Annotated in this window: 26 protein-coding genes and 1 other RNA gene; 11 read left to right on the top strand and 16 right to left on the bottom strand. The window is 60.9% G+C overall.

What is annotated here, in order from left to right:
* Positions 1-37: 37 nt before the first annotated feature.
* The 7 genes from AC4IHP_RS02150 to AC4IHP_RS02120 all read right to left on the bottom strand — a co-directional run bounded on the left by AC4IHP_RS02150 (position 38) and on the right by AC4IHP_RS02120 (position 7,831).
* Positions 38-1,654: an ABC transporter permease gene (locus tag AC4IHP_RS02150; RefSeq protein ID WP_490830764.1), complete on the bottom strand. Its 1,617-nt coding sequence runs from the start codon at positions 1,652-1,654 to the stop codon at positions 38-40.
* Between the two features lie 140 nt (positions 1,655-1,794).
* Positions 1,795-2,799, bottom strand: coding sequence for an extracellular solute-binding protein (locus tag AC4IHP_RS02145; RefSeq protein WP_490830763.1), 1,005 nt, complete (start codon positions 2,797-2,799; stop codon positions 1,795-1,797).
* Positions 2,800-3,019: 220 nt separating this feature from the next.
* Entirely contained in the window at positions 3,020-4,237 is a 1,218-nt protein-coding gene (locus AC4IHP_RS02140; RefSeq protein WP_490830793.1) for a 2-octaprenyl-3-methyl-6-methoxy-1,4-benzoquinol hydroxylase, read from the bottom strand.
* Between the two features lie 9 nt (positions 4,238-4,246).
* A complete protein-coding gene (locus AC4IHP_RS02135; RefSeq protein ID WP_223630409.1) occupies positions 4,247-4,732 on the bottom strand; it encodes a DUF4442 domain-containing protein in 486 nt (161 codons plus the stop codon).
* Positions 4,725-5,912, bottom strand: a complete 1,188-nt coding sequence (ubiH, locus tag AC4IHP_RS02130; protein ID WP_490830762.1) for a 2-octaprenyl-6-methoxyphenyl hydroxylase — start codon at positions 5,910-5,912, stop codon at positions 4,725-4,727. The genes AC4IHP_RS02135 and ubiH overlap by 8 nt, the downstream gene beginning before the upstream one ends.
* Positions 5,909-7,243 (bottom strand): Xaa-Pro aminopeptidase, encoded by a 1,335-nt coding sequence (gene pepP / locus AC4IHP_RS02125; protein WP_206421407.1) that lies wholly within the window; start codon positions 7,241-7,243, stop codon positions 5,909-5,911. Before pepP ends, ubiH begins: the two co-directional genes overlap by 4 nt.
* Before the next feature lie 27 nt (positions 7,244-7,270).
* Complete coding sequence (locus tag AC4IHP_RS02120; protein ID WP_041476897.1) at positions 7,271-7,831, bottom strand: YecA/YgfB family protein; 561 nt, start codon at positions 7,829-7,831, stop codon at positions 7,271-7,273.
* A 125-nt stretch (positions 7,832-7,956) separates the two neighbouring features.
* Between AC4IHP_RS02120 and AC4IHP_RS02115 the strand changes: the two genes are divergently transcribed.
* The 4 genes from AC4IHP_RS02115 (at position 7,957) to AC4IHP_RS02100 (ending at position 9,375) form a co-directional block, all read left to right on the top strand.
* A complete protein-coding gene (locus AC4IHP_RS02115; RefSeq protein WP_007911197.1) occupies positions 7,957-8,166 on the top strand; it encodes a TIGR02449 family protein in 210 nt (69 codons plus the stop codon).
* A complete protein-coding gene (locus AC4IHP_RS02110; protein ID WP_016772632.1) occupies positions 8,163-8,480 on the top strand; it encodes a cell division protein ZapA in 318 nt (105 codons plus the stop codon). Before AC4IHP_RS02115 ends, AC4IHP_RS02110 begins: the two co-directional genes overlap by 4 nt.
* 30 nt (positions 8,481-8,510) lie before the next feature.
* A non-coding RNA gene (gene ssrS / locus AC4IHP_RS02105) (6S RNA) lies at positions 8,511-8,689 on the top strand.
* A gap of 80 nt (positions 8,690-8,769) precedes the next feature.
* Entirely contained in the window at positions 8,770-9,375 is a 606-nt protein-coding gene (locus tag AC4IHP_RS02100) for a 5-formyltetrahydrofolate cyclo-ligase (protein ID WP_490830761.1), read from the top strand.
* 35 nt (positions 9,376-9,410) lie between these two features.
* Here the strand turns inward: AC4IHP_RS02100 and AC4IHP_RS02095 are convergent, their stop codons facing one another.
* Entirely contained in the window at positions 9,411-9,566 is a 156-nt protein-coding gene (locus tag AC4IHP_RS02095; RefSeq protein ID WP_024014743.1) for a hypothetical protein, read from the bottom strand.
* 197 nt (positions 9,567-9,763) lie between these two features.
* On the opposite strand from AC4IHP_RS02095, the gene AC4IHP_RS02090 reads away from it, so the two are divergent.
* Complete coding sequence (locus AC4IHP_RS02090) at positions 9,764-10,216, top strand: EVE domain-containing protein (RefSeq protein ID WP_490830760.1); 453 nt, start codon at positions 9,764-9,766, stop codon at positions 10,214-10,216.
* 141 nt (positions 10,217-10,357) lie between these two features.
* On the opposite strand, the gene AC4IHP_RS02085 is transcribed toward AC4IHP_RS02090, so the two are convergent.
* On the bottom strand, positions 10,358-10,765 hold the full coding sequence (locus AC4IHP_RS02085; protein WP_056791694.1) for a flagellar basal body-associated protein FliL: 408 nt from the start codon (positions 10,763-10,765) through the stop codon (positions 10,358-10,360).
* 150 nt (positions 10,766-10,915) lie between these two features.
* Between AC4IHP_RS02085 and AC4IHP_RS02080 the strand changes: the two genes are divergently transcribed.
* On the top strand, positions 10,916-11,893 hold the full coding sequence (locus AC4IHP_RS02080) for an NADPH:quinone oxidoreductase family protein (protein WP_490830759.1): 978 nt from the start codon (positions 10,916-10,918) through the stop codon (positions 11,891-11,893).
* A gap of 257 nt (positions 11,894-12,150) precedes the next feature.
* Complete coding sequence (glpT, locus tag AC4IHP_RS02075) at positions 12,151-13,500, top strand: glycerol-3-phosphate transporter (protein ID WP_024014747.1); 1,350 nt, start codon at positions 12,151-12,153, stop codon at positions 13,498-13,500.
* Here glpT and AC4IHP_RS02070 read toward each other — a convergent pair.
* The 7 genes from AC4IHP_RS02070 to AC4IHP_RS02040 form a co-directional block, all read right to left on the bottom strand.
* Positions 13,476-14,144 (bottom strand): gamma-glutamylcyclotransferase, encoded by a 669-nt coding sequence (locus AC4IHP_RS02070; RefSeq protein ID WP_024014748.1) that lies wholly within the window; start codon positions 14,142-14,144, stop codon positions 13,476-13,478. The genes glpT and AC4IHP_RS02070 overlap by 25 nt on opposite strands.
* A gap of 184 nt (positions 14,145-14,328) precedes the next feature.
* The gene (locus AC4IHP_RS02065; RefSeq protein ID WP_460122218.1) at positions 14,329-15,297 is read right to left on the bottom strand and encodes a CDP-6-deoxy-delta-3,4-glucoseen reductase; all 969 of its coding nucleotides are present in this window, start codon (positions 15,295-15,297) and stop codon (positions 14,329-14,331) included.
* Positions 15,297-16,763 (bottom strand): 4-hydroxy-3-polyprenylbenzoate decarboxylase, encoded by a 1,467-nt coding sequence (gene ubiD / locus AC4IHP_RS02060; protein WP_039757427.1) that lies wholly within the window; start codon positions 16,761-16,763, stop codon positions 15,297-15,299. The genes AC4IHP_RS02065 and ubiD overlap by 1 nt, the downstream gene beginning before the upstream one ends.
* 80 nt (positions 16,764-16,843) lie before the next feature.
* Entirely contained in the window at positions 16,844-18,799 is a 1,956-nt protein-coding gene (locus tag AC4IHP_RS02055; protein ID WP_490830758.1) for an acyltransferase family protein, read from the bottom strand.
* A gap of 138 nt (positions 18,800-18,937) precedes the next feature.
* Entirely contained in the window at positions 18,938-20,197 is a 1,260-nt protein-coding gene (gene rho, locus AC4IHP_RS02050) for a transcription termination factor Rho (RefSeq protein ID WP_003229334.1), read from the bottom strand.
* A 247-nt stretch (positions 20,198-20,444) separates the two neighbouring features.
* Complete coding sequence (gene trxA / locus AC4IHP_RS02045) at positions 20,445-20,774, bottom strand: thioredoxin TrxA (protein ID WP_003206727.1); 330 nt, start codon at positions 20,772-20,774, stop codon at positions 20,445-20,447.
* A 120-nt stretch (positions 20,775-20,894) separates the two neighbouring features.
* Positions 20,895-21,599 carry a FadR/GntR family transcriptional regulator gene (locus AC4IHP_RS02040; RefSeq protein ID WP_329515716.1) on the bottom strand — a complete coding sequence of 235 codons (705 nt, stop codon included), beginning with the start codon at positions 21,597-21,599 and terminating at the stop codon, positions 20,895-20,897.
* A gap of 256 nt (positions 21,600-21,855) precedes the next feature.
* On the opposite strand from AC4IHP_RS02040, the gene AC4IHP_RS02035 reads away from it, so the two are divergent.
* Genes AC4IHP_RS02035 through AC4IHP_RS02020 form a run of 4 tightly spaced genes read left to right on the top strand, consistent with a single transcriptional unit; the run spans position 21,856 to position 24,702 of the window.
* On the top strand, positions 21,856-22,641 hold the full coding sequence (locus AC4IHP_RS02035; protein ID WP_434767078.1) for a transporter substrate-binding domain-containing protein: 786 nt from the start codon (positions 21,856-21,858) through the stop codon (positions 22,639-22,641).
* A 21-nt stretch (positions 22,642-22,662) separates the two neighbouring features.
* Positions 22,663-23,331 carry an amino acid ABC transporter permease gene (locus AC4IHP_RS02030; protein WP_122612308.1) on the top strand — a complete coding sequence of 223 codons (669 nt, stop codon included), beginning with the start codon at positions 22,663-22,665 and terminating at the stop codon, positions 23,329-23,331.
* Entirely contained in the window at positions 23,328-23,978 is a 651-nt protein-coding gene (locus AC4IHP_RS02025; RefSeq protein ID WP_016772621.1) for an amino acid ABC transporter permease, read from the top strand. Before AC4IHP_RS02030 ends, AC4IHP_RS02025 begins: the two co-directional genes overlap by 4 nt.
* The gene (locus AC4IHP_RS02020; RefSeq protein ID WP_490830757.1) at positions 23,965-24,702 is read left to right on the top strand and encodes an amino acid ABC transporter ATP-binding protein; all 738 of its coding nucleotides are present in this window, start codon (positions 23,965-23,967) and stop codon (positions 24,700-24,702) included. The genes AC4IHP_RS02025 and AC4IHP_RS02020 overlap by 14 nt, the downstream gene beginning before the upstream one ends.
* Positions 24,703-24,734: the final 32 nt, after the last annotated feature.

Below are 24,734 nucleotides of genomic sequence, written 5' to 3'. Positions count from 1 at the left end.
TGCCGCGCATTGTAGCCGCATGATGTAGGACTCACTACTAAGTGTTTCGGTGCGCTGAACGTCGGATCAGCCCGATGACCGGCAACAGACCAACCAGCACCAGGGTCAATGCCGGCAATGAGGCGCGCGCCCATTCGCCTTCGCTGGTCATTTCGAAGATGCGCACCGCCAGCGTGTCCCAGCCAAACGGGCGCATCAGCAGGGTCGCGGGCATTTCCTTGAGCACATCGACGAACACCAGCAACGCCGCGCTCAAGGTGCCGGGCAGCAACAGCGGCAGATACACTTTGAAAAACAGTCGTGGCCCACTGACACCCAGGCTACGTGCCGCTTCAGGCAAAGATGGCCGTATACGCGCCAGACTGCTTTCCAGCGGCCCGTAAGCGACAGCAATGAAGCGCACCAGATAAGCCATCAGTAACGCTGCGAGGCTGCCGAGCAGCAAAGGTTTGCCGGCACCGCCGAGCCATGACGAAAACGGAATCACCAGCTCACGATCCAGATAACTGAAGGCCAGCATGATCGACACCGCCAGCACCGAACCGGGCAAGGCGTAGCCGAGATTGGCCAGACCGACCCCGGAGTTGATCGCTTGGGTCGGTGCCAGGCGCCGGGCAAACGCCAGCAACAGCGCAACGCTGACGGTGATCAGCGCTGCCATCGCGCCCAGATACAGCGTGTGCAGGATCAGCCCGGCGTAGCGTTCATCCAGATCGAAGCGCCCGCGCTGCCAGAACCACACGATCAGTTGCAAAACCGGGATAACGAAGGCGCAGGCGAACACCAATCCACACCAGCCTGTCGCCGCGAATGCCTTGAGCCCGCGCAGGTGATACAGCGCCTTCACCCGTGGCCGCTCATTGCCGGCCCGATTCGCCCCGCGCGCGCGGCGCTCGCCGTACAGCACCAGCATCACCACCAGCAGCAACAGACTGGCCAGTTGCGCGGCGCTGGGCAGGCTGAAGAAGCCGTACCAGGTCTTGTAGATTGCCGTGGTGAAGGTGTCGAAGTTGAACACCGACACCGCGCCAAAATCGGCGAGGGTTTCCATCAGCGCCAGCGCCACGCCCGCGCCAATCGCCGGACGCGCCATCGGCAGCGCAACCCGCCAGAACGCCTGCCACGGCGACTGCCCGAGCACCCGCGCCGCTTCCATCAAACCCTTGCCCTGGGCCAGAAACGCGGTACGCGCCAGCAGATAAACGTAGGGATAAAAAACCAGCACCAGCACCACGATCACCCCGCCGGTGGACCGCACTCGCGGCAGCCGCAGACCGGTGCCGAACCATTCGCGCAGCAGGGTTTGCACGGGGCCGGCGAAATCCAGCAGGCCGACGAAGACGAACGCCAGCACATAGGCCGGAATGGCGAAGGGCAGCATCAGCGCCCAGTCGAGCCAGCGCCGACCGGGGAACTCGCAGAGGCTGGTCAGCCACGCGAGGCTGACGCCCAGCAGGGTCACGCCGACACCGACGCCGAGGATCAGCGTCAGGGTATTGCCGAGCAGACGCGGCATCTGGGTTTGCCACAGGTGCGACCAGATCTGCTGATCGATGGTCTGCCACGACAGCAGCAGCACGCTCAGCGGCAAGAGCACCAGCGCGGCGATGGCGAAGACGATGGGGTACCAGCGGCGTTGGGCGGGGTGGGCCACTTTTGGGTCTCGTGGATAGGTCGTGGAGTGTAGCGACAAAAGCAAAAAGATCGCAGCCTTCGGCAGCTCCTACATTAGAAACGCGTTCCCCTGTAGGAGCTGCCGAAGGCTGCGATCTTTTGATCTTTACAGCGGCAGACTCAATTCCACCCCGCCCGATCCATCATCCGGATCGCTTCGGCCTGACGCTTGCCCGCCACTTCTACCGGCAAGGTATCAGCAATGAACTTGCCCCACGCCGCCACTTCTTCCGATGGCGCCACCGCCGGGTTGGCCGGGAATTCCTGGTTCACGTCGGCAAAAATCTTCTGTGCCTCAGGCGTGGTCATCCACTCCACCAAGGCTCTCGCGGCTTCCGGGTGCGGTGCATGTTTGGTCAGGCCGATGCCCGACAGATTCACATGCACGCCGCGATCAGCCTGATTCGGCCAGAACAGCTTCACCGGCAATTCAGGTTTTTGCTTATGCAAGCGACCGTAGTAGTAGGTGTTGACGATGCCGACGTCGCACTGCCCGGCGTTGATCGCCTCCAGCACTGCAACGTCATCGGAGAACACGTCGGTGGACAGGTTGTTGACCCAGCCCTTGAGGATTTTCTCGGTCTTCTCGGCGCCGTGGACTTCGATCATGGTCGCGGTCAGCGACTGGTTGTAGACCTTCTTCGCCGTGCGCAGGCACAGGCGGCCCTCCCAGTTCTTGTCGGCCAGCGCTTCATAGGTGGTCAGTTCGCCCGGCTTCACCCGTTCGGTGGAATAGGCGATGGTCCGCGCGCGCAGGCTCAGGCCGGTCCAGGCGTGGGTGGACGAGCGATATTGCGCGGGAATATTGGTGTCGATGGTTTGCGAAGTGAATGGCTGAAGGATGCCCATCTGCTCGGCCTGCCACAGGTTGCCGGCATCGACGGTGAGCAGCAGGTCGGCGGTGGCGTTTTCACCTTCGGCCTTGATGCGCTGCATCAGCGGCGCTTCCTTGTCGGTGATGAACTTGATCTTCACCCCGGTCTTGGCGGTATAGGCATCGAATACCGGTTTGATCAGCTCATCGATACGCGACGAGTAAACCACCACCTCATCGGCAGCCTGGGCAGTGGTGCTGCCGATCAGGGTCAAGGCCAGTGCGGTCAGAAGACGCTTGGATGCCAACATGGGAGTGGTCTCTCGGTCGGGAAATGTGGGCCAAATGATAAGGACTCACATTTACCACCACAATCGAACACTGGGGGAAGGCGTTACCAGATGTTGCACAACGCAAAACTGCGGTGAGTGGGCTGACGCTTTCGCGAGCAGGCTCGCTCCCACATTGGAATGCATTGCAACTGTGGGAGCGAGCCTGCTCGCGAAGGGGCCACCAGCCTCAATGAGGAGGTCAGGGCTTTGCCAGAGCTGGAAGGTCCCCCGTCAGCCCCAACGCCTCGCGCACAAACAACGCCTTCGCCTCGGGCATCTGCTCGACCATTTTCAACCCGGCATTGCGCAACCAGCGCAGCGGCAGCGGATCGGCCTGGAACAACCGCTCGAAGCCCTCCATTGCGGCCATCAGCGCCAGATTGTGCGGCATGCGTCGACGCTCGTAGCGACTCAGCACCTTCACGTCCGCCAGCCGCTCACCGCGCTCATGCGCTTGCAGCAGCACTTCGGCCAGCACCGCTGCGTCAAGGAAACCAAGATTCACACCCTGCCCCGCCAACGGGTGAATGGTGTGCGCCGCATCACCGATCAACGCCAGGCCCTCAGCGACATAACGCTTGGCGTGACGCTGACGCAGCGGCACGCACAAACGCGGATCGGCACTGATCACTTCACCGAGACGCCCTTCGAACGCTCGCTGCAGCTCAGCGCAAAACGCAGTCTCCTCCAGCGCCATCAAGCGCTCGGCTTCACCCGGCGTAGTCGACCAGACAATCGAGCACCAGTCCTGCTGACCGTCACGCTCCAAAGGCAAAAACGCCAACGGCCCGTGATCGGTAAAGCGCTGCCAGGCGGTTTGGCGATGCGGCTGGCTGCAGCGCACGCTGGTGACGATCGCGTGATGCAGATAATCCCACTCGCGAGTCGCCACCCCGGTGAGACGGCGCACTGCGGAATTGGCCCCGTCCGCCGCGATGACCAGCGGCGCGCGCAATGTGCGGCCGTCAGCCAGGGTCAGCAGCCAGTCATCGCCGGAGCGACGCATCTGTTCCAGCCGCGCATTGGCCAGCATGCCCAGATCGCAGGCATGCAAACGCTCGAGCAAGGCATCTTGCACCACGCGGTTCTCGACGATGTGGCCGAGCACATCGGCATGCACGCTGCTCGCCGAGAAATGAATCTGCCCGGTGCCGCTGCCATCCCAGACGTGCATGTCGGTGTACGGGCTGCTGCGCCGCAGGCCGATGCCGTCCCAGACGCCGAGGCGTTCGAGGATGCGCTGGCTCGCCGCCGACAGCGCGCTGACGCGCGGTTCAAACGCCGCTTCGGCAGCGAACGGCTTAACGCTCAACGGGCCGCCGTCGAGCAGCAGCACTTCCAGCCCACTGTCCTGGAGCGCCAGCGCCAGGGCGCTGCCGACCATTCCGGCTCCGACAATCAGCAGATCTGCGCGCATTTCCATGCTTTAGGCCTGTCTCGCTTGCGGCTTGAGCCGCACGTAAAGGGTTTTACCGACCCGCGCCACAAGGTTGCCGGCGCCGTCATGAATGTCGACCTGCAACTGCGGCAGGTATTTGTCGCCGTTGGCGGTCTGCCGGCGGATCTCGTCGAGCAGGGTCTGGTCGATGTTGAACCGGGCAAACACCGGGCCTTTGCCCGGCGCTATGAAGTCGATGTCGGCGGCCTTGTCCCAGACGATGTATTTCGGACCGAGGTTTTCCATAAGCATCAACATGAAAAACGGGTCGACCATCGAATACAGACTGCCGCCAAACTGGGTGCCGACGTAGTTGCGGTTGTACCAGCCCAACCCCATGGACACCTGCACGTCGCGAAAGTCATCGCTGATGTGCCGAACTCGCACTCCGGCGCCGAGATACGGCGGGTAGAAAGTCATTACCCAGCGCATCAATCGCGCCTTGCCGAATGTGTTGCTCAGCCACTCAAGCATCCGGACGGGTTCCCAGGCCCATGGCCTGCCGGGCAAACCAGCGTTTGGCTGGCGGCAGCAGGTCGAGCCCGAGCAGGCCGAGGTTGCGCCCCAGCGACACCAGCGGCTGGGAGCTGCCGAACAGGCGCGTGACCTGATCGGAGAAGCCCACGGTCAGGTCCTGATCGAGGCGCTGCCGTTCGCGATAGGCTTGCAACGTAGCGAAGTCGCCCAGCGGCTTGTCGCTGGCCAGCAGCGCGGCAGCCAAGGCGTCGGCGTCACGCAGCGACAGGTTGAAGCCCTGCCCGGCGATCGGGTGCAGGCTGTGTGCGGCGTTGCCGAGCACGGCCAGATGCGAACGCACCTGTTCTTCAGCTTCGATCAGTGACAGCGGATACAGATGCCGCGCGCCGACCTGTTTCAAAGTGCCGAGGCGGTAACCGAACACGCTTTGCAATTCGCTGAGAAAATCACGCTCGCTCAATTCAGTCAGACGCTGCGCGTCCATGCCCAGCCGCGTCCACACCAGTGCGCAGCGATTGTCCGGCAACGGCAGCAGGGCCATCGGCCCTTCGTCGGTGAAGCGCTCGAAGGCCATGCCGTTGTGCGCTTCGCTCGGGGTGATGTTGGCGATCAGTGCGCTCTGGTTGTACGGACGCGTGCGCACGTTGATGCCCAACTGTTCGCGCAACCCGGATCGGCCGCCATCGGCGAGCACCGCGAGGTCGCATTCCAGCGTGGTTTCATCGTTGAGGGTCAGACGATAGCCATCGGCCAACGGCTCCATGCGCGTGACTTCCGCCGGGCAGCGCCAAGTGATCACGTCTTTGTCGAGGTGCTGCCACAGGCACTGGCCAAGCCAGGCGTTTTCCACCACGTAACCGAGCGCTGGCACACCCTCTTCCATCGCCGACAAGCGCGCGGTGGAGAAGCGGCCACGGTCGGAGACGTGAATCTGTTTGATCGGCTCGGCGCGGCGGGAGATTTCCTGCCACACGCCCAGGCGCTGATAAATCTGCCGCGAGCCGAACGACAGCGCCGAGGAGCGGGCGTCGTAGCTCGGCTGCCAACTGTCGCCGGGAGCGAACGGTTCGATCAGGACGATTTTCCAGCCCTGCGCCTTGGCCCCGGCCTGCAACGCCAACGCCAGACTGGCGCCGACCAGACCGCCACCGATGATTGCCAGATTGACTCGACTCATGCTGCGTGTGTCCTTGCTTGGGCCATCAGCGCTTCGATCTCGGCGACGGTTTTTGGCACGCCGCTGGTGAGGATTTCACAACCGGATCGGGTCACGACCACGTCATCCTCGATGCGCACGCCAATGCCACGCCATTTCTTCGCCACGTTCTGATTGTCCGCTGCGATGTAGATGCCCGGCTCCACGGTCAGCGCCATGCCGACCTCCAGCACGCGCCATTCACCGCCGACCTTGTACTCGCCGACGTCATGTACATCCATGCCCAGCCAGTGCCCGGCGCGGTGCATATAAAAAGCCTTGTAGGCTTCGCTGGCGATCAGTTCGTCAACTTCGCCCTGCAACAAGCCAAGCTTGACCAGACCCGTGGTGATCACCCGCACCGTGGCTTCGTGCGCCTGGTTCCAGTGCTTGTTCGGTGCGATCTCGGCGAACGCGGCTTCCTGTGAAGCCAGCACCAACTCGTAGATCGCTTTCTGCTCCGGGGAGAACTTGCCATTCACCGGCCACGTGCGGGTGATGTCGCTGGCGTAGCAGTCGATCTCGCAACCGGCGTCGATCAGCACCAGATCGCCATCCTTGAGCAGCGCGTCATTCTGCTGGTAATGCAGGATGCAGCTGTTGCGTCCGGCGGCGACGATCGAACCGTAGGCCGGCATCTTCGCCCCGCCCTTGCGGAATTCGTAATCCAGTTCGGCTTCAAGGCTGTATTCATACAGCCCCGGACGACTGGCCTGCATCGCGCGGATATGCGCTTGCGCCGAAATCCGCGCGGCTTCGCGCATCACCTTCACTTCTGCCGCCGATTTATACAGGCGCATGTCGTGCAGCAGATGATCCAGGGCAACAAATTCATTCGGTGGCTGCGCGCCGAGGTGCGCCTTGGAACGGATCACGTTGATCCAGTCCATCAGGTGCCGATCAAACTCGGGGTTGCTGCCCATCGCCGAGTACACCCGGTCGCGGCCTTCGATCAGGCCCGGGAGGATGTCGTCGATGTCAGTAATCGGAAAAGCATCGTCGGCGCCATATTCGCGGATCGCGCCTTCCTGCCCTGCCCGCAGGCCATCCCACAATTCGCGTTCGGCGTTGCGTTCACGGCAGAACAGGATGTACTCGCCGTGCTCGCGCCCGGGCATCAGGACGATGACGGCTTGTGGCTCGGGAAAACCGCTGAGGTACTGGAAGTCGCTGTCCTGACGGTAGACATGCTCGACGTCGCGGTTGCGGATGGCCACCGCGGCGGCGGGGAGGATCGCGATGCTGTTGGGTTCCATCTGCGCCATCAGGGCCTTGCGGCGACGGCTGTATTCCGCTTTCGGGATATGGGTCATGGGCAGATGGCTTTCCCTGTCACGCGATTAATGCAGCGAAGGTTTGGCGGCTGGCGGCACATCGGATTTTTTGGTTTCCGAGAACAGCAGCAACGGCGCAACGCGCAGGTATTCCATGACTTCCATGTAGTCGGATTCGCCGTCTTCGGATTCTTCCAGCGCATCCTGCACCTGGGAAATGGCCGCCAGATCCTGCAGCACTTCGGTGGCTTCGGTACTGAGCATGCTGCTGTCGCGGCAGTTCAGGCCGAAACCGCTGAGGAAGCCCTGGCACCACTCGCCCAGCGCAGCAGCGCGGTCGGCCAGCGGTGCATCGTCGGTCGGCAGCAGCAGAACGACGGTGACGTCGTCGCCGGTCAGTTCGCCTTTGACCATCTCCTGCAAGCCGATCAGGGCATTGCGGACATTGTCCTGAATATCGCCTTCGAGCAGTTCGGCGGCGTCGATCAGCCAGCCTTCGTGATCGAAGCCGGCGCCGGCGCAACTGCGCCCGAGCAGCACGCCGTGCAGTTCGGCAGGCGAGACGTTGTGGCCGCTGGCAGTCAGCAGGGTGGCAAAGGCTTGGTACGGGGAATTCGCAATGGTCATGGGCAGCTAGGCGCCAGACGGCGCTATGTCTAGAATGAAGGCCTTGTATCCTACATCGACAGCCCCGCCAAGACCATTAAAGGCTGTCCGCCAGTTACCACCCATCAGACGAACACGTGGACCCAATGGAAGACACCGACCTGCAAGCGCTGATGGCCAGACTCGAACTGCTGATTGGCCGAGTCGAGCAACTTAAGAGTCAAAACGCACTCTTACTAGCTCAGGAAAAAACCTGGCGCGAGGAACGCGCTCACCTCATTGAAAAAAACGAAATCGCCCGGCGTAAGGTCGAATCGATGATTTCGCGCCTCAAGGCCCTGGAGCAAGACTCATGAGTTCAAGCAATAGCGTTACCGTGCAGATCCTCGACAAAGAGTATTCGATCATCTGCCCGCCGGAAGAACGCAGCAATCTGGTCAGCGCCGCCCGCTACCTGGACGGCAAGATGCGCGAGATCCGCAGCAGCGGCAAAGTCATCGGTGCCGACCGCATTGCCGTGATGGCCGCGCTGAACATCACCCACGACCTGTTGCACAAAGAAGAGCGCCCGGACATCCAGGCCAGCGGTTCGACCCGCGAACAGGTGCGCGACTTGCTCGATCGTGTCGATCTGGTCCTGGCCGACGATCAGAACACCGCCAAGGGCTGATTCGACTGACAGCTTGAGGTATACTCGCCGCACTCCCTGGGGTGCTTGCCAGTTGACGATGTCCCGGAGCCGATTCGCACTACCCTGGAAGTTGCACGTTGGGCTGGTGTGCATGTCCGCTAGACGGAAAGCCTTAAAGTCTACTGCTTCTTCCACCTTGAACTTTCGGGTTCAAGGGCTGAGTTGACAGCGGTTCATCCGGGGAGCCTGATTCGAATCCGATGTCGGTGTATGCCGACATCGGATTTTTTATGCGTACGTTTTTGCATCCACCTGCCGAAGCCGAACCATGACCGAACCCGCGCTGCTGCCCCGCCCGCAACTCCGCCGCCTGCTGCGCAAGGCGCGCCGCACACTGACGCCGGGCGAACAACGCCAGGCTGCCAAAGGCCTGTTCCGGCAACTGGCCCAAGACCCGCACTTTCGCCGGGCAAAACATATCTCTCTGTATTTGCCCACCGACGGTGAAATCGATCCGCGCTTGCTGCTGCGCGAAGCCCAGCGTCGTGGCAAGGCGACTTATCTGCCGGTACTCAGCGCCTGGCCGCGAACGAAAATGGTCTTCCAGCGCATCCGGCCCGGCGAAAAGCTCACGCCCAATCGTTTCCGGATTCTTGAGCCCCGGGCCAATCTGGCTCGGCAACGCAAGGTCTGGGCGCTGGATCTGGTGTTGTTGCCGCTGGTGGGGTTTGACGATGTCGGCGGGCGCCTGGGCATGGGCGGCGGATTTTATGATCGCAGCCTCGCCTACCTGGCCCGGCGCAAGAACTGGCGCAAGCCGAAGCTGCTGGGCCTGGCCCATGAATGTCAGAAGGTTGAACGTTTGGCGCAGGCGAGCTGGGATGTCCCGTTACAAGGCACGGTCACCGACAAAGCGTGGTATTTCGCAGAGTAGACGCCGCACAGAACAGCGGCGTCGAAGAGACAGGTTCAGCGTTTGAAAGCGGTCGACTGTTGCACCTGTTGCGCCACTTCAATCGGCGCGTCGGTCTTGTTCGCCCACAGGCTCTGCGCGTAACCGGTGGTTACCACGCCCAAGCCAAACAAAATTACCAAAGTCCATAGCAAATCCGGTTTGCGTTTCATCGATTGCCCCCCTCAAGGCACATCATCACGATGACAGCAGCGGTTTCCGTTCGTAGGCCGTGCAGCAGCGTCAAGCTTTAAAGGCCGGCATTTTGCGGCAACGTGAACCTGTGCGCAAACGCTGACGTCAACCGACTGTCGGTTTGTCATAAAATTGCCCGACAACCTGCCCAATGACCGCTTCAGGAGCACACCACATGGCCTACTGGCTGATGAAATCAGAGCCCGACGAACTCTCGATCAGGGGTCTGGAAAAGCTCGGCAAGGCGCGCTGGGACGGGGTTCGCAATTATCAGGCGCGCAATTTCCTGCGGGCGATGGCCGTGGGTGACGCGTTCTTTTTCTACCATTCCAGCTGCCCGGAGCCGGGGATTGCCGGGATCGGCAAGATAATCGAAGCAGCGTATCCCGATCCGACAGCACTGGAGCCCGCCAGTCACTACTTCGATCCGAAAGCTACGCCGGAGAAAAATGCCTGGAGCGCGATCGATGTCGAGCATGTCGAGACGTTTGCACGGGTGTTGAAGCTCGATTATCTGAAGCAGCAGACGGCGCTGGCCGAAATGCCACTGGTGCAGAAGGGCTCGCGGTTGTCGGTGATGCCGGTTACGGCGGAGCAGTGGGCGGCAGTCATCGCGCTCAAACCCTGATTCATTTTTGCCTGATAAATAGCTTCCGCGAGCAGGCTCGCTCCCACAGTGGATTGGTGGTGATGCACATTTTTGCATTCACCGAATAACCCTGTGGGAGCGAGCCTGCTCGCGAAGAGGCCGGCCCGGACAGCGAACGACTTACTGAATGATCAGGTTGTTGAACAACAGATCTTCAACCACCGGCTTGCCGGTCTCATCATTCATCACCTGCTGAGTCTGCTTCAACGCTTCCTGACGCAGCTTTTCCTTGCCCTCGATGCTGCCCATGGCCTCGGTCGATTGCTGAGTGAACAGTGCCACCAGCTGATTGCGGATCAGCGGCTCATTGGCCTTGACCAGTTTGGTCGCCTCTTCGCCAGTTACGCGCAGGGCCACATCGGCCTTGTAGACCTTGAGTTTGGCAGTCCCGTCGAGGCCGTAATTGCCGACGAACGGCGGGCTCAGGGTGATGTAATTGACTTTCGGCGCTTCGCCTTCTTTGGCTTCTTCAGCCAGTGCTGCCACAGGCAGAGACAGGGCCAGCAACAACATGATCCACGCTTTCACAATTCGCTCCTTATCCGGTTTGCGGCCTAGCATAACGACCCGCCGCGCAAGCACAAGCTTATGGCTGACTATCAGGGCCGGGCATGCTCGTTGACCCGTTGATTCACACACCTACACTTATCGGCCATCACTCCCAAAGGAATAGCCCTGATGAAAGCCGTGCTGTGCAAAGCCTTCGGCCCTGCCGAATCGCTGGTGCTGGAAGACGTCGCCAGTCCTGTCGCCAAGAAGAATGAAATCCTGCTGGACGTGCACGCCGCCGGAGTCAACTTTCCGGACACGCTGATCATTGAGGGCAAATACCAGTTCAAACCGCCCTTCCCCTTCTCGCCGGGCGGTGAAGCGGCGGGCGTGGTGCGCGAAGTCGGGGAAAAGGTCAGCCACCTGAAAGTCGGCGACCGGGTCATGGCGCTGACCGGTTGGGGCAGCTTCGCCGAGCAGGTTGCGGTGCCAGGCTACAACGTGTTGCCGATTCCACCGTCGATGGACTTCAACATTGCCGCTGCATTCAGCATGACCTACGGCACCTCGATGCACGCGCTCAAGCAACGCGCCGACCTGCAACCGGGCGAAACCCTGCTGGTGCTCGGCGCGTCGGGCGGCGTTGGACTCGCCGCGGTAGAGATAGGCAAAGCCATGGGTGCCCGGGTGATCGCCGCCGCCAGCAGCGCCGAGAAACTTGCGGTGGCCAAAGCGGCCGGGGCTGACGAGTTGATCAACTACAGCGAAAGCAGCCTGAAGGAGGAAATCAAACGCCTCACCGACGGCCAGGGCGCCGACGTGATCTACGATCCGGTCGGCGGCGACCTGTTCGACCAGGCCATCCGCGCCATCGCCTGGAACGGCCGCCTGCTCGTAGTCGGCTTCGCCAGCGGACGCATCCCGGAACTGCCGGTCAACCTTGCCCTGCTCAAAGGCGCGGCGGTGCTCGGCGTGTTCTGGGGTTCTTTTGCCCAACGCCAGCCACAGGACAATGCAGCCAACTTCCAGCAGCTGTTCGCCTGGTTTGCCGAGGGCAAGCTCAAACCGCTGGTGTCGCAGGTCTATCCACTGAGCAATGCCGCGCAGGCGATCGATGATCTTGGCCAGCGCAAGGCGGTGGGCAAGGTTGTCGTTCAGGTTCGTTAAGAACATGGAGCGATCCGGAGCAGCAATCCGGATCGCTTTAGCGTTTGGATCCGGCTCTACAATATGCAAAACCGCAGAAACCCACCCAAGTCACCATTCCCTCAGCGCCCCTTACTTGTCTCAGAGCGACATGTTCATAAAGGAACGCTCAACTGTCCAAATTTCCGCTGTTTTGCCGACGTCAAGCGATGCTATTTTCGGTAACGAAACTGTAACATTCGCATCCGCAGTCAAAACAAGAAAACTGGAGCTCTTGAATGTTTGCTTTCTTTCGTCCTGCCGCACATCAGGCTCCATTGCCTGAAGAAAAAATAGACAGCACCTACCGCCGCCTGCGCTGGCAGATCTTCGCCGGTATCTTTATCGGCTACGCCGGTTACTACCTGCTGCGCAAGAACTTCTCCCTGGCCATGCCGTACCTGATCGACGAAGGCTACAGTCGTGGCGACCTCGGTCTGGCGATGTCGGCAATTGCCATCGCTTACGGTTTGTCGAAATTCCTCATGGGCCTGGTGTCCGACCGTTCCAACCCACGCTTCTTCCTGCCGTTCGGCCTGCTGGTCTCGGCCGGGGTGATGTTCATTTTCGGTTTCGCGCCGTGGGCAACATCCAGCGTAACGATGATGTTCATCCTCCTGTTCATCAACGGCTGGGCGCAGGGCATGGGCTGGCCGCCGAGCGGGCGGACCATGGTGCACTGGTGGTCGCAGAAGGAACGCGGCGGCGTGGTCTCGGTGTGGAACGTGGCGCATAACGTCGGCGGCGGTCTGATCGGCCCGCTGTTCCTGATCGGCATGGGCCTGTTCAACGACTGGCACGCGGCGTTTTACGTCCCGGCCGCAGTCGCGCTGGGCGTGGCGGTGTTTGCGTTCATCACCATGCGTGACACCCCGCAATCGGTCGGCCTGCCGCCCATCGAGCAGTACAAGAACGACTACCCGGAAGGCTACGACGCCAGCCACGAAGACGAATTCAGCGCCAAGGAAATCTTCGTCAAGTACGTGCTGCGCAACAAAATGCTCTGGTACATCGCTCTGGCCAACGTGTTTGTCTACCTGCTGCGCTACGGCGTGCTGGACTGGGCGCCGACCTACCTGAAGGAAGCCAAGGGCTTCACCGTGGATAAAACCTCATGGGCGTATTTCTTCTACGAGTGGGCGGGGATCCCGGGCACGCTGCTGTGCGGCTGGATGTCGGACAAGATCTTCCGTGGCAACCGTGGCCTGACCGGCATGGTGTTCATGGCCCTGGTGACTGTGGCGACTCTGGTTTACTGGCTGAATCCGGCCGGCAACCCGATGGTCGATATGATCGCCCTACTGTCGATCGGCTTCCTGATCTACGGTCCGGTGATGCTGATCGGCCTGCAAGCGCTGGAGCTGGCGCCGAAGAAAGCCGCCGGTACCGCAGCGGGCTTCACCGGTCTGTTCGGTTATCTGGGGGGTTCGGTCGCAGCCAGTGCGGCAATGGGCTACACCGTTGACCACTTCGGCTGGGATGGCGGTTTCGTCCTGCTGGTCGGCGCTTGCCTGCTGGCGATGGCCTTCCTTGCGCCAACGCTGTGGCACAAGCAAGTCGCCAGTCAGAGCCGTGAAGCGGTCGCCTGATCGCTGTGTGATTTACAACGCTTGAGCCGCGCCTCCAGATTTCGATCCGGCATGGCGTGGCTGCGCAGGGCGTGCGCGGTCTGCTCGACATAATCACGAGTGGTGCCGTAACGCCCGCTGGCGCTGGCGAACACCTGGCTGAGCACATGATCCGGCAAGTTGCCGGCATAGCTCGGCAGGTGGCGCTCAAGAACGAAGCCCAAGGCCTGCACCTGAGTGCCATCTTCGAGCCGGCAATTGAGCCAGTGCGGACGATACGACGGAAACGGCATCTCACGTTTCCACAGGGCGTACAGCGCGGTATCGAGATTGTCTTCCGGCAAGCGGTAGGCAAAACCGCTGCACGAACCACCGCGATCCAGACCGAAGACCAGGCCAGGCATTTCCGGTGTACCACGATGCTCGTGGGACCACAGGTACAAGCCACGATGGTAGCCATGCACGCGACCGCGCATGCGCTCGACTGCCGTGCACTCCGGCCGCCAGATCAGCGAGCCATAGGCGAACAACCACACCGGCCCGCCCTTGTGGCGCGCCATCGTCGATTGCATGGAAGCGAGAAGTTGTTCGTGCGTCAGCTGCGGCCCAAGATCGAGCCGAGGAGGATAAGCCAGGTTCAGAATTGCGTTTTCAATAGCGCTCATGGCGAATAGCGTTCAGCTCCCCGCGGGTGAAGAATTACTTAATAGAACGCACCGCTGTAACAATAAGGCACATATGTTTGAAGGCAATTTAAGTGCCACTGAATAATTGCCTGATGCATATATAACCTAGCGGCATTTACTATTTAAGTTAAATACCGATCGGCTATATACCAAGTTATAAGTATCAGGAACGCGGCGCGTAGGCGAAGACGTCGGCGCGCATCTGATGCGCATCCATACCCGCCTCGACCAGCGCATCCAGCGTGCCGTAAACCATCGCCGGCGAACCGCTGGCGTAGACATGTAGCGGCTTCAGATCAGGGAAATCCTCGCAAACCGCCTCGTGCAGCATCCCGCAGCGCCCTTCCCAGCCGCACTGGTCGCTGACCACTTTGTGCAGGAACAGATTGGGCAGCTTCTGCCATTCGTCCCAGTGCTCGATCTGATAGAAGTCTTCCGGGCGGCGCACGCCCCAATACAGATGCACTGGATACTTGAAACCTTCGGCGCGGCAATGTTCGATCAGGCTGTGAATCTGGCCCATGCCGGTACCGGCGGCGATCAACACCAGTGGACCGTTTGGCAACTCGGCCAGATGCGTGTCGCCAAACGGCAACTCGACACGCACCAGCGGGTTGCGTTGCAACTGCTCGATCAGGCTCAACGCACTGGTTTCGCGCGCCAGCACATGGATTTCCAGATCACGCCCGCCGTGGGGTGCCGAAGCCATGGAGAACGCCGATTTCTCGCCGCTCTCACGCTCGATCATCAAATATTGCCCGGCGTGATAGCGCGGCGGCTTGCCGGCCGGTGCGCGCAGACGCACGCGCCAGGTGTCGCCGCCCACCTCGCGGCATTCGATGACCTGACACGACAGGCTGCGCACTGGCAGCTCACCCAATGCGAGCACGCCATCCCACAACAGCACGCAGTCTTCCAGCGGTTCGGCGATGCAGGTGTAGAACTCGCCGTGGTCGTGGACATTGCCGGCCTGTTCGACGCGGCCTTCGACCAGCAGCGCTGCACACACGTGGCAATTGCCGTTGCGGCAGCTTTGCGGGCAGTCATAGCCCAGGCGCCGTGCGCCGTCGAGAATCCGCTCACCGGGCTGTATCTCAAGCACTGCTCCGGAAGGCTGCAGGGTTACACGCATCAATCTATTCCTAACTGATTCCAGATGGCATCGATCCGTTGGGTGACGGCGTCGTCCTTGACGATTACGCGGCCCCACTCGCGGGTGGTTTCGCCCGGCCACTTGTGGGTGGCATCCAGGCCCATTTTCGAGCCCAGGCCGGAAATCGGCGAGGCGAAGTCGAGGTAGTCGATCGGCGTATTGTCGATCATCACCGTGTCGCGCTTGGGGTCCATGCGCGTGGTGATGGCCCAGATCACGTCGTTCCAGTCGCGGGCGTTGATATCGTCGTCAGTGACGATAACGAACTTGGTGTACATGAACTGTCGCAAAAACGACCAGACGCCGAGCATCACGCGCTTGGCATGCCCCGGATACGACTTCTTCATCGTCACCACGGCCATGCGGTACGAGCAGCCTTCCGGCGGCAGGTAGAAGTCGGTGATTTCCGGGAACTGCTTCTGCAGGATCGGCACGAACACTTCGTTCAGCGCCACGCCGAGAATCGCCGGCTCATCCGGCGGACGGCCAGTGTAAGTGCTGTGATAGATCGGCTTGATCCGGTGGGTGATGCGCTCGACGGTGAACACCGGGAAGCTGTCGACTTCGTTGTAGTAACCGGTGTGGTCGCCATATGGGCCTTCGTCGGCCATTTCGCCCGGATGAATCACGCCTTCAAGAATGATTTCGGCGGTGGCCGGCACTTGCAGATCGTTGCCCCGACACTTGACCAGTTCGGTGCGGTTACCGCGCAAGAGCCCTGCGAAAGCGTATTCGGAAAGGCTGTCCGGCACCGGCGTCACGGCACCGAGAATCGTTGCCGGATCGGCGCCAAGGGCCACCGACACCGGGAACGGCTGGCCCGGATGTTTCTCGCACCACTCGCGGAAATCGAGGGCGCCGCCACGGTGGCTGAGCCAGCGCATGATCACTTTGTTGCGGCCGATCACTTGCTGACGGTAGATGCCGAGGTTCTGACGCTCCTTGTTCGGCCCCTTGGTGACCGTCAGGCCCCAGGTGATCAGCGGGCCGACGTCGCCGGGCCAGCAGGTCTGCACCGGCAACATCGCCAGATCGACGTCATCGCCTTCGATGACCACTTCCTGGCACACCGCGTCTTTGACGACTTTCGGCGCCATCGAGATGATCTTGCGGAAGATCGGCAGTTTCGACCACGCGTCCTTCAAGCCCTTCGGCGGCTCCGGCTCCTTGAGGAAGGCCAGCAACTTGCCGATTTCGCGCAGCTCGCTGACCGACTCGGCGCCCATGCCCATCGCTACCCGCTCGGGGGTGCCGAACAGGTTGCCGAGCACCGGAATGTCGTAACCGGTGGGTTTTTCGAACAGCAGCGCCGGGCCTTTGGCTCGCAGCGTGCGATCGCACACCTCAGTCATCTCCAGCACCGGCGAAACGGGAATCTGGATGCGTTTCAACTCTCCGCGCTGCTCAAGCTGCTGCACGAAATCCCGAAGATCCTTGAATTTCATTGACGATGGCACCCTCAAAATAGGCGTACATCCTACCTGCTCTGGCGGGCAAACAGCAGCCCGTCAGAGCCTGGCAGTACTCAATGCCGGTTTGTGCCCAGCAATACCGGGGCAAACAACGGGCTCAGCCTGGCACTGCCAATGTCCGAGAGATGGTCCTCATCCTTGTACTGCGAGTGACCGTTGACCTCGATGCTGCAGACCCCGTCGGCGCACATCATCGGCGTCGGATCGATGACATGCACACCCGGATCGGCTTCGCTCATGGACGCGAACAAGTTGCCGAGAAAATGCTGACGCGCCAGATGCTCCTCAAGCGGACGCCCAAGGCCTTCGGCGGAGCGGCCGACCCTTGCCAGACTGGTCAGGCGGTTGATGGTGCCCTTGCGTTGCAGCGGCACTTCCTTGAACAGCCAGACCTGCACGCCAGCTGCGCGCAAGGCGGCCACGCGAGCGCGCAACGCAGCGGCCATGCGTTGCTCAGCCTGGGCGGTATCGTCATGGGCGTTGAGCAAAACCTTCTTGTCGCCATCCTCGCGACCATAGACGTAAAGACTCCAATTGGACGCCAATACCACGTCCTTGATGCCAAGGCTGAGCACTTTGTCCATGGTTTGCTGATTGAAGTCCTTGCACCGCTGGCGCGGGTCGTCGCTGAGAATCGGCGGACAGGCGCTCATACTGAACAGCCATACCGAACGACCGTCGCGGCGGGCATTGCTCTCGATAGCCGGCATCAAAGCAGCCGCATGGCTGTCACCCCAGAACGCCTGGGTCGGCGGCGTACTCTGTTCGCCGCCGACCAGACAGGCCTTGTCGATCGATTTGTCTTGCGTCACCACCATGCATTTCATTTGTCCGGCACGCCATTCGCGGGCCTGCGCATATTCCAGAGCCTTGCCGCTCAGGCGCCCGGGGATACCGTCGGCCGAGCGAATCGCCGAACCGACCGCCACCAGTACAGCAATGGCCACTACCGCACCCGCCAGTATCGACTTACGTTCACCCAGCAAACGTTTTTCCCGAAACGGCAATTCGATGTAGCGCAGGCTCAGCCATGCCAGACCCACTGCCAGCGCAATCCAGGCGAGCGCCTCGAGCGGCTGGATACCGTCGATGGAAATGGCGTTGGCGTACACGTAAATCGGCCAGTGCCACAGATACAGCGAATAAGACAGCAGGCCGATCCAGACCAGCGGCCGCAGACTCAACAGTCGCGCGGCCCAGCTCGGTCCCTGGGCGCCTGACCAGATCAGGGCAGTGGTGCCCAGTACCGGCAGCAACGCCGCCCACCCGGGAAACACCGTTGAGCGATCAAACGTGAAAACGGCGACCAGCACCGCTGCCAGACCGGCAATGCCGACCATCTGGTACAGCCACGGTCGCACGGCCTGTTTTGGCGCAGGCATTACCGCAAGCATCGCCCCGCACAACAATTCCCAGGCACGAGTCGGCAAGGCAAAAAAAGTGAATTCCGGCTTGTGCTCAATCCAGGCGATGTTCAGGCCAAAGGAAACCAGCAGCAATGCCAGCAGGATCCAGCGCCAGTGCCTGAAATAGCGAACCAGCGCGGCCATCAGTAACGGGAAGAAAATGTAGTACTGCTCTTCAACCGCCAGCGACCAAGTGTGCAACAACGGTTTCAGATCGGAGGCCGGCTGAAAGTAGCCGTCCTCGCGCATGAAAAGAATATTGGAGATGAACAGCGACTGATAACGCACCGTCCGGCCAAGTTCGGAGAAATCCTTCGCCGTCAGCAGCAGCCAACCCAGCGCCAGCGTCACCAGCATGACTACCGTCAAGGCCGGAATAATGCGGCGGGCACGGCGCGCCCAGAAATCGACAAAGCTGAATCGCTTGGCGCTGATTTCACGAAACAGGATCGAGGTGATCAGGAATCCGGAGATGACGAAGAAAACATCCACGCCGACAAAGCCGCCGCTGAATGTATTGAATCCGAAATGAAACAGCACGACGGGAAGTACCGCGAGCGCGCGTAAGCCGTCGATATCACGGCGATTGCCAAACGTGTGCATGAAAAACCTTACCTGTTCCGGGTACAGAATCCCTTGAAGGCGCGACGTTAGCAGCCGCGCAAATTTCAATCCAGATACAAATAAATCGCGGACAAAAAAAAGCGCCCCTTGCGGAGCGCTCCTTCTATCAGCTGCGTACTACTTGCGCTTCATCGACAAGAAGAACTCGTCGTTGGTCTTGGTCGTTTTCAGTTTGTCGACCAGGAACTCGATGGCGGCGACTTCGTCCATCGGGTGCAGCAGCTTGCGCAGAATCCACATGCGCTGCAGCTCGTCGTCGGCGGTCAGCAACTCTTCGCGGCGGGTGCCGGAGCGGTTGATGTTGATGGCCGGGAACACACGCTTCTCGGCGATCTTGCGATCCAGAGGCAGTTCCATGTTGCCGGTACCCTTGAACTCTTCGTAGATCACTTCGTCCATCTTCGAGCCGGTTTCAACCAGCGCGGTGGCGATAATGGTCAGCGAGCCGCCTTCTTCGATGTTACGCGCGGCGCCGAAGAAGCGTTTTGGCTTCTCGAGGGCGTGGGCATCGACACCACCGGTCAATACCTTGCCGGAGCTCGGGATCACGGTGTTGTAGGCACGGGCCAGACGGGTGATGGAGTCGAGCAGGATCACCACGTCTTTCTTGTGCTCGACCAGGCGCTTGGCCTTTTCGATCACCATTTCAGCAACCTGCACGTGACGGGTCGGCGGCTCGTCGAAGGTCGAAGCAACCACTTCGCCGCGCACGGTGCGCTGCATTTCGGTCACTTCTTCCGGACGCTCGTCGATCAACAGCACGATCAGGTGAACTTCAGGATTGTTACGGGCGATGTTCGCTGCGATGTTCTGCAGCATGATCGTTTTACCGGCTTTCGGCGGTGCGACGATCAGGCCACGCTGGCCTTTGCCGATCGGTGCACACAGGTCGATCACACGACCGGTGAGGTCTTCGGTGGAACCGTTACCGGCTTCCATCTTCATGCGCACGGTCGGGAACAGCGGGGTCAGGTTCTCGAAGAGAATCTTGTTTTTCGCGTTCTCCGGACGATCGAAGTTGATCGTGTCGACCTTGAGCAGGGCGAAATACCGCTCGCCTTCCTTAGGAGGGCGGATCTTGCCAACGATGGTGTCACCGGTGCGCAAGTTGAAGCGGCGGATCTGGCTCGGCGAGACGTAGATGTCGTCAGGGCCGGCGAGGTAGGAAGCGTCTGCGGAGCGCAGGAAGCCGAAGCCGTCCTGGAGAATCTCCAGCACGCCATCACCGGAGATTTCCTCGCCGCTTTTCGCGTGTTTTTTCAGCAGGGAGAAAATCACGTCCTGCTTGCGCGAACGGGCCATATTTTCTATGCCCATCTGTTCGGCTAATTCGAGCAGTTCGGTAATCGGCTTTTGCTTGAGTTCAGTCAGATTCATATAGGAATGACGTAATCATTTATGGAGGGGGGAAATTAAGCTTTTGGCTTAATGAGGCCGCGCCGCGGAGAAGGCGACAGGATCGCGAACTAATTCGAAAAGGAGTGCGTCGGCGACGGCTAGCAGGGGGCAGTGGAGAAACCAGTGCGGGGCCGAATGTACCACCTGAGTTTCGGAGCGTCTAGCCCTGAATACGCAAAAAGCCCCGCGATTTGCGGGGCTTTTTTTCAGCGTTTTACTGCGACGCTCAGATGTTGGCGTCGAGGAAAGCCGCCAGCTGCGACTTCGACAGTGCGCCGACTTTGGTCGCTTCAACGTTGCCGTTCTTGAACAGCATCAGCGTCGGGATACCACGCACGCCATGCTTGGCCGGGGTTTCCTGGTTTTCGTCGATGTTCAGTTTGGCGACGGTCAGCTTGCCTTTGTAAGTCTCGGCAATCTCGTCCAGAACCGGTGCGATCATTTTGCAAGGGCCGCACCATTCAGCCCAGTAGTCGACCAGGACAGCGCCTTCGGCCTTGAGTACGTCGGCTTCGAAGCTAGCGTCGCTAACGTGTTTGATCAGATCGCTGCTCATGGAATTCTCCAGGTTGTAAGCAAAAAAACGTGGCCCATCATAGCCGCCCTTCCCTTGTTCAGGAAGCCGCAGATGATTGAGTGTTGCTATGGCCCCTGATGAGTTTGGGTATAGCTCAAGTCACGCCGTGGCGGGAGCGATGAAGGCGATTCCGGTACGCAGGGCGGCGTTGCGCACGTGTTCCTGCATGGCTTTCTGCGCCGCCCCTGATGCGCGGCGAGCCAGCGCGCGGAGGATCTTGCGGTGTTCCTGCCAGGTTTCCATGGCGCGCTCGGCGCGGATGAACGGCAGTTTCTGGCTTTCGAGAAAGATCTCGGCGCTGGCGGTGAGGATGCTCAGCATCGCTTGATTGCCGCTGGCGAGGAGGATGCGCCGGTGAAATTCGAAGTCGAGTTTCGCCGCCGCTTCGAAGTCGCCGCTGCGCAATTGCTCACGCATCGCCGCGACGTTGTCTTCCAGCGCATCCAGATCAAATGTACTCAAGGTTGTCGCGGCGAGCCCGGCGGCAAAGCCCTCCAGCGCATAGCGCAACTGGAAAATGTCCAGCGGCGAGGCCTGCGCCGCGAACGGCCAGCCCGGCGCTTCGCCGCGCGACAATTCGACCGGCGACTGCACGAACACGCCTTTGCCCGGCTGAATGCTGACCACGCCGAGTGCGCTGAGCGACGACAGCGCCTCACGCAAGGAAGCGCGGCTGACCCCCAGTTGCAGGGCCAGATCCCGTTGCGACGGCAAGGCATCACCCGCGCCGAAACCCTGTTCGGTGATCAGTTTGCGGATCGCTTGCAGCGCCACTTCGGGTACGGCGCGGGAGATCGAATTCATGGTTTGCGGACGCATCAGGGCCAAGGTGCGGCTAGTTGTAAAGCTATTCGCCGAGTCCGGCAAGTCGTGCCCCAGCGGGGTTCGGCGCGTGCAGTCGATGCGCCATCGCAGTGCGAAAACCGGGCTGACTGTTCAGACCAGTAAGACCGAACCAAGCCGCTGATACCGTGGCCTGCCGAGGCGAATCCCGACTCTTGGCACGGCCCATGCTCTGTCCGATCGCAGAAACCACTTCCCGCCGATCCGGAGATTGTCCATGACCCAGCGTTACAGCGCCCTCCTCGCTTCCCTGTTTGCCGGCCTGCTGCTGTGCCAGGCTCCCGCTCACGCCGACGGTCTGGACGACGTGGTCAAACGCGGCACGCTGAAAGTCGCCGTGCCCCAGGACTTCCCGCCCTTCGGCTCGGTCGGCCCGGACATGAAGCCGCGCGGTCTGGATATCGACACGGCGAAACTGCTGGCTGACCAACTCAAGGTCAAACTCGAACTTACGCCGGTCAACAGCACCAACCGCATTCCGTTCCTCACCACCGGCAAGGTCGATCTGGTGATTTCCAGCCTCGGCAAAAACGCCGAGCGCGAAAAAGTCATCGACTTCTCTCGCGCCTACGCACCGTTCTACCTCGCCGTGTTCGGCCCGCCAGACGCTGCGATCAGCAGCCTCGACGACCTCAAGGGCAAGACCATCAGCGTCACCCGTGGCGCCATTGAAGACATCGAGCTGAGCAAAGTCGCCCCCGAGGGCGTGACCATCAAACGCTTCGAAGACAACAACTCGACCATCGCCGCTTATCTGGCAGGCCAGGTCGATCTGATCGCCAGCGGCAACGTGGTGATGGTGGCCATCAGCGAGAAGAACCCCAAGCGTGTGCCGGCGTTGAAAGTGAAGCTCAAGGATTCGCCGGTCTACGTCGGTGTGAACAAGAATGAAGCGGCGTTGCTGGCCAAGGTCAACGACATCCTCAACACCGCCAAGGCTGACGGCGCACTGGAAAAGAATTCGCAGACCTGGCTGAAAGAGCCGCTGCCGGCTGATCTCTGATCGACTGCGCGGGAGACCTTCATGGCTTATCAGTTCGATTTTTTGCCGGTAGTGGAAAACACCGACCTGCTGCTGCGCGGCGCCCTGTTCACCCTTGAGCTGACCGCCATCGGCGCGCTGCTCGGGGTCGGCGTGGGCATTGTCGGGGCGTTGGTGCGGGCTTGGCAGATCCGCCCGTTCTCGGCGATCTTCGGCGTCTACGTCGAGTTGATCCGCAACACGCCGTTTCTGGTGCAACTGTTCTTCATCTTCTTCGGCCTGCCGTCGCTCGGCGTGCAGATTTCCGAATGGCAGGCGGCGGTGCTGGCGATGGTGATCAACCTTGGCGCCTATTCGACCGAGATCATCCGCGCCGGCATCCAGGCGATTCCGCGCGGGCAACTGGAAGCCGCAGCGGCATTGGCGATGACGCGCTTCGAAGCGTTCCGCCACGTCGTCCTGCTGCCGGCGCTGGGCAAGGTCTGGCCGGCGCTGAGCAGCCAGATCATCATCGTCATGCTCGGTTCGGCGGTGTGTTCGCAGATCGCCACGGAAGAATTGAGTTTTGCCGCCAACTTCATTCAGTCGCGCAACTTCCGCGCCTTTGAAACCTATGCGCTGACCACCCTGATCTACCTGTGCATGGCGCTGCTGATCCGCCAATTGCTCAACTGGTTCGGCCGCCGCTTCATTGCGAGGAGCAGCCAATGAGCGATTTCACTTTCTGGGACATCCTGCGCAACCTGCTCACCGGCCTGCAATGGACGCTGGCGCTGTCGCTGGTGGCGTTCATCGGCGGCGGCCTCGTCGGCCTGCTGATTCTGGTGATGCGCATTTCGAAGAACACTCTGCCAAGCAGCATCGCGCGCACCTGGATCGAGCTGTTCCAGGGCACGCCGCTGCTGATGCAGCTGTTTCTGGTGTTCTTCGGTGTGGCGCTGGCCGGGATCGAGATTTCGCCGTGGATGGCCGCGGCCATCGCTTTGACCTTGTTTACCAGTGCCTATCTGGCGGAGATCTGGCGCGGTTGCGTCGAGGCCATTCCCCACGGTCAGTGGGAAGCTTCGTCGAGCCTGGCGCTCAATCCGCTGGAGCAGTTGCGCTATGTGATTCTGCCGCAAGCGCTGCGCATCGCCGTGGCGCCGACCGTGGGCTTCTCGGTGCAAGTGGTCAAAGGCACAGCGGTGACCTCGATCATCGGCTTCACCGAACTGACCAAGACCGGCGGCATGCTTGCCAATGCCACGTTCGAACCGTTCATGGTCTACGGCCTCGTCGCCCTCGGCTACTTCCTGCTCTGCTACCCCTTGTCCCTCAGTGCGCGCTACCTGGAAAGGAGACTGCATGCCTCTGCTTAGAATTTCCGCCCTGCATAAATACTATGGCGATCACCACGTGCTCAAAGGCATCGACCTCAGCGTCGAGGAAGGCCAGGTCGTGGCGATCATCGGCCGCAGCGGCTCGGGCAAATCGACCCTGTTGCGCACGCTCAATGGCCTGGAGTCGATCAACGACGGCGTGATTGAAGTCGACGGCGAATACCTCGACGCCGCCCGCGCCGATCTGCGCAGCCTGCGACAGAAGGTCGGCATGGTCTTCCAGCAGTTCAACCTGTTCCCGCACCTGACCGTCGGCGAAAACGTCATGCTCGCGCCGCAAGTGGTGCAAAAAGTACCCAAGGCCAAGGCAGTCGACCTCGCGCGGGAAATGCTCGAGCGAGTCGGGCTCGGGGAGAAATTCGATGCCTTCCCCGACCGCTTGTCCGGTGGCCAGCAGCAGCGGGTGGCGATCGCCCGCGCCCTGGCGATGTCGCCGAAGGTGCTGCTGTGCGATGAAATCACCTCGGCGCTGGACCCTGAGCTGGTCAATGAAGTGCTCAGCGTGGTGCGGCAATTGGCGAAAGAAGGCATGACGCTGATCATGGTCACCCATGAGATGCGCTTTGCCCGGGAAGTCGGCGATAAACTGGTCTTCATGCACCATGGTAAGGTGCATGAGGTGGGCGATCCGAAGGTGTTGTTTGCCAATCCGCAGACGGCGGAGCTGGCGAACTTTATTGGCACGGTGGAAGCGACAGCCTGAAGATTTTCTGAGGCAGTGATGCCCTCTTCGCG

This window comes from Pseudomonas sp. UF-293 (genome assembly GCF_058245595.1).
Note: the sequence above shows the minus strand (reverse complement) of the source record. Positions and strands in the feature narration are given on the sequence as shown.

What these genes read in the sequence shown, in the direction of transcription:
- AC4IHP_RS02090 (WP_490830760.1), top strand. Translation starts at nt 9,764, where the DNA reads ATGGCCTACTGGCTGATGAAATCAGAGCCCGACGAACTCTCGATCAGG.
- ubiH (WP_490830762.1), bottom strand. Translation starts at nt 5,912, where the DNA reads ATGAGTCGAGTCAATCTGGCAATCATCGGTGGCGGTCTGGTCGGCGCC.
- AC4IHP_RS02065 (WP_460122218.1), bottom strand. Translation starts at nt 15,297, where the DNA reads ATGCGTGTAACCCTGCAGCCTTCCGGAGCAGTGCTTGAGATACAGCCC.
- ubiD (WP_039757427.1), bottom strand. Translation starts at nt 16,763, where the DNA reads ATGAAATTCAAGGATCTTCGGGATTTCGTGCAGCAGCTTGAGCAGCGC.
- AC4IHP_RS02035 (WP_434767078.1), top strand. Translation starts at nt 21,856, where the DNA reads ATGACCCAGCGTTACAGCGCCCTCCTCGCTTCCCTGTTTGCCGGCCTG.
- AC4IHP_RS02120 (WP_041476897.1), bottom strand. Translation starts at nt 7,831, where the DNA reads ATGACCATTGCGAATTCCCCGTACCAAGCCTTTGCCACCCTGCTGACT.
- rho (WP_003229334.1), bottom strand. Translation starts at nt 20,197, where the DNA reads ATGAATCTGACTGAACTCAAGCAAAAGCCGATTACCGAACTGCTCGAA.
- AC4IHP_RS02095 (WP_024014743.1), bottom strand. Translation starts at nt 9,566, where the DNA reads ATGAAACGCAAACCGGATTTGCTATGGACTTTGGTAATTTTGTTTGGC.
- AC4IHP_RS02135 (WP_223630409.1), bottom strand. Translation starts at nt 4,732, where the DNA reads ATGCTTGAGTGGCTGAGCAACACATTCGGCAAGGCGCGATTGATGCGC.
- AC4IHP_RS02070 (WP_024014748.1), bottom strand. Translation starts at nt 14,144, where the DNA reads ATGAGCGCTATTGAAAACGCAATTCTGAACCTGGCTTATCCTCCTCGG.
- AC4IHP_RS02030 (WP_122612308.1), top strand. Translation starts at nt 22,663, where the DNA reads ATGGCTTATCAGTTCGATTTTTTGCCGGTAGTGGAAAACACCGACCTG.
- AC4IHP_RS02080 (WP_490830759.1), top strand. Translation starts at nt 10,916, where the DNA reads ATGAAAGCCGTGCTGTGCAAAGCCTTCGGCCCTGCCGAATCGCTGGTG.
- glpT (WP_024014747.1), top strand. Translation starts at nt 12,151, where the DNA reads ATGTTTGCTTTCTTTCGTCCTGCCGCACATCAGGCTCCATTGCCTGAA.
- pepP (WP_206421407.1), bottom strand. Translation starts at nt 7,243, where the DNA reads ATGACCCATATCCCGAAAGCGGAATACAGCCGTCGCCGCAAGGCCCTG.
- AC4IHP_RS02145 (WP_490830763.1), bottom strand. Translation starts at nt 2,799, where the DNA reads ATGTTGGCATCCAAGCGTCTTCTGACCGCACTGGCCTTGACCCTGATC.
- AC4IHP_RS02040 (WP_329515716.1), bottom strand. Translation starts at nt 21,599, where the DNA reads ATGAATTCGATCTCCCGCGCCGTACCCGAAGTGGCGCTGCAAGCGATC.
- trxA (WP_003206727.1), bottom strand. Translation starts at nt 20,774, where the DNA reads ATGAGCAGCGATCTGATCAAACACGTTAGCGACGCTAGCTTCGAAGCC.
- AC4IHP_RS02110 (WP_016772632.1), top strand. Translation starts at nt 8,163, where the DNA reads ATGAGTTCAAGCAATAGCGTTACCGTGCAGATCCTCGACAAAGAGTAT.
- AC4IHP_RS02100 (WP_490830761.1), top strand. Translation starts at nt 8,770, where the DNA reads ATGACCGAACCCGCGCTGCTGCCCCGCCCGCAACTCCGCCGCCTGCTG.
- AC4IHP_RS02140 (WP_490830793.1), bottom strand. Translation starts at nt 4,237, where the DNA reads ATGCGCGCAGATCTGCTGATTGTCGGAGCCGGAATGGTCGGCAGCGCC.
- AC4IHP_RS02115 (WP_007911197.1), top strand. Translation starts at nt 7,957, where the DNA reads ATGGAAGACACCGACCTGCAAGCGCTGATGGCCAGACTCGAACTGCTG.
- AC4IHP_RS02020 (WP_490830757.1), top strand. Translation starts at nt 23,965, where the DNA reads ATGCCTCTGCTTAGAATTTCCGCCCTGCATAAATACTATGGCGATCAC.
- AC4IHP_RS02025 (WP_016772621.1), top strand. Translation starts at nt 23,328, where the DNA reads ATGAGCGATTTCACTTTCTGGGACATCCTGCGCAACCTGCTCACCGGC.
- AC4IHP_RS02055 (WP_490830758.1), bottom strand. Translation starts at nt 18,799, where the DNA reads ATGCACACGTTTGGCAATCGCCGTGATATCGACGGCTTACGCGCGCTC.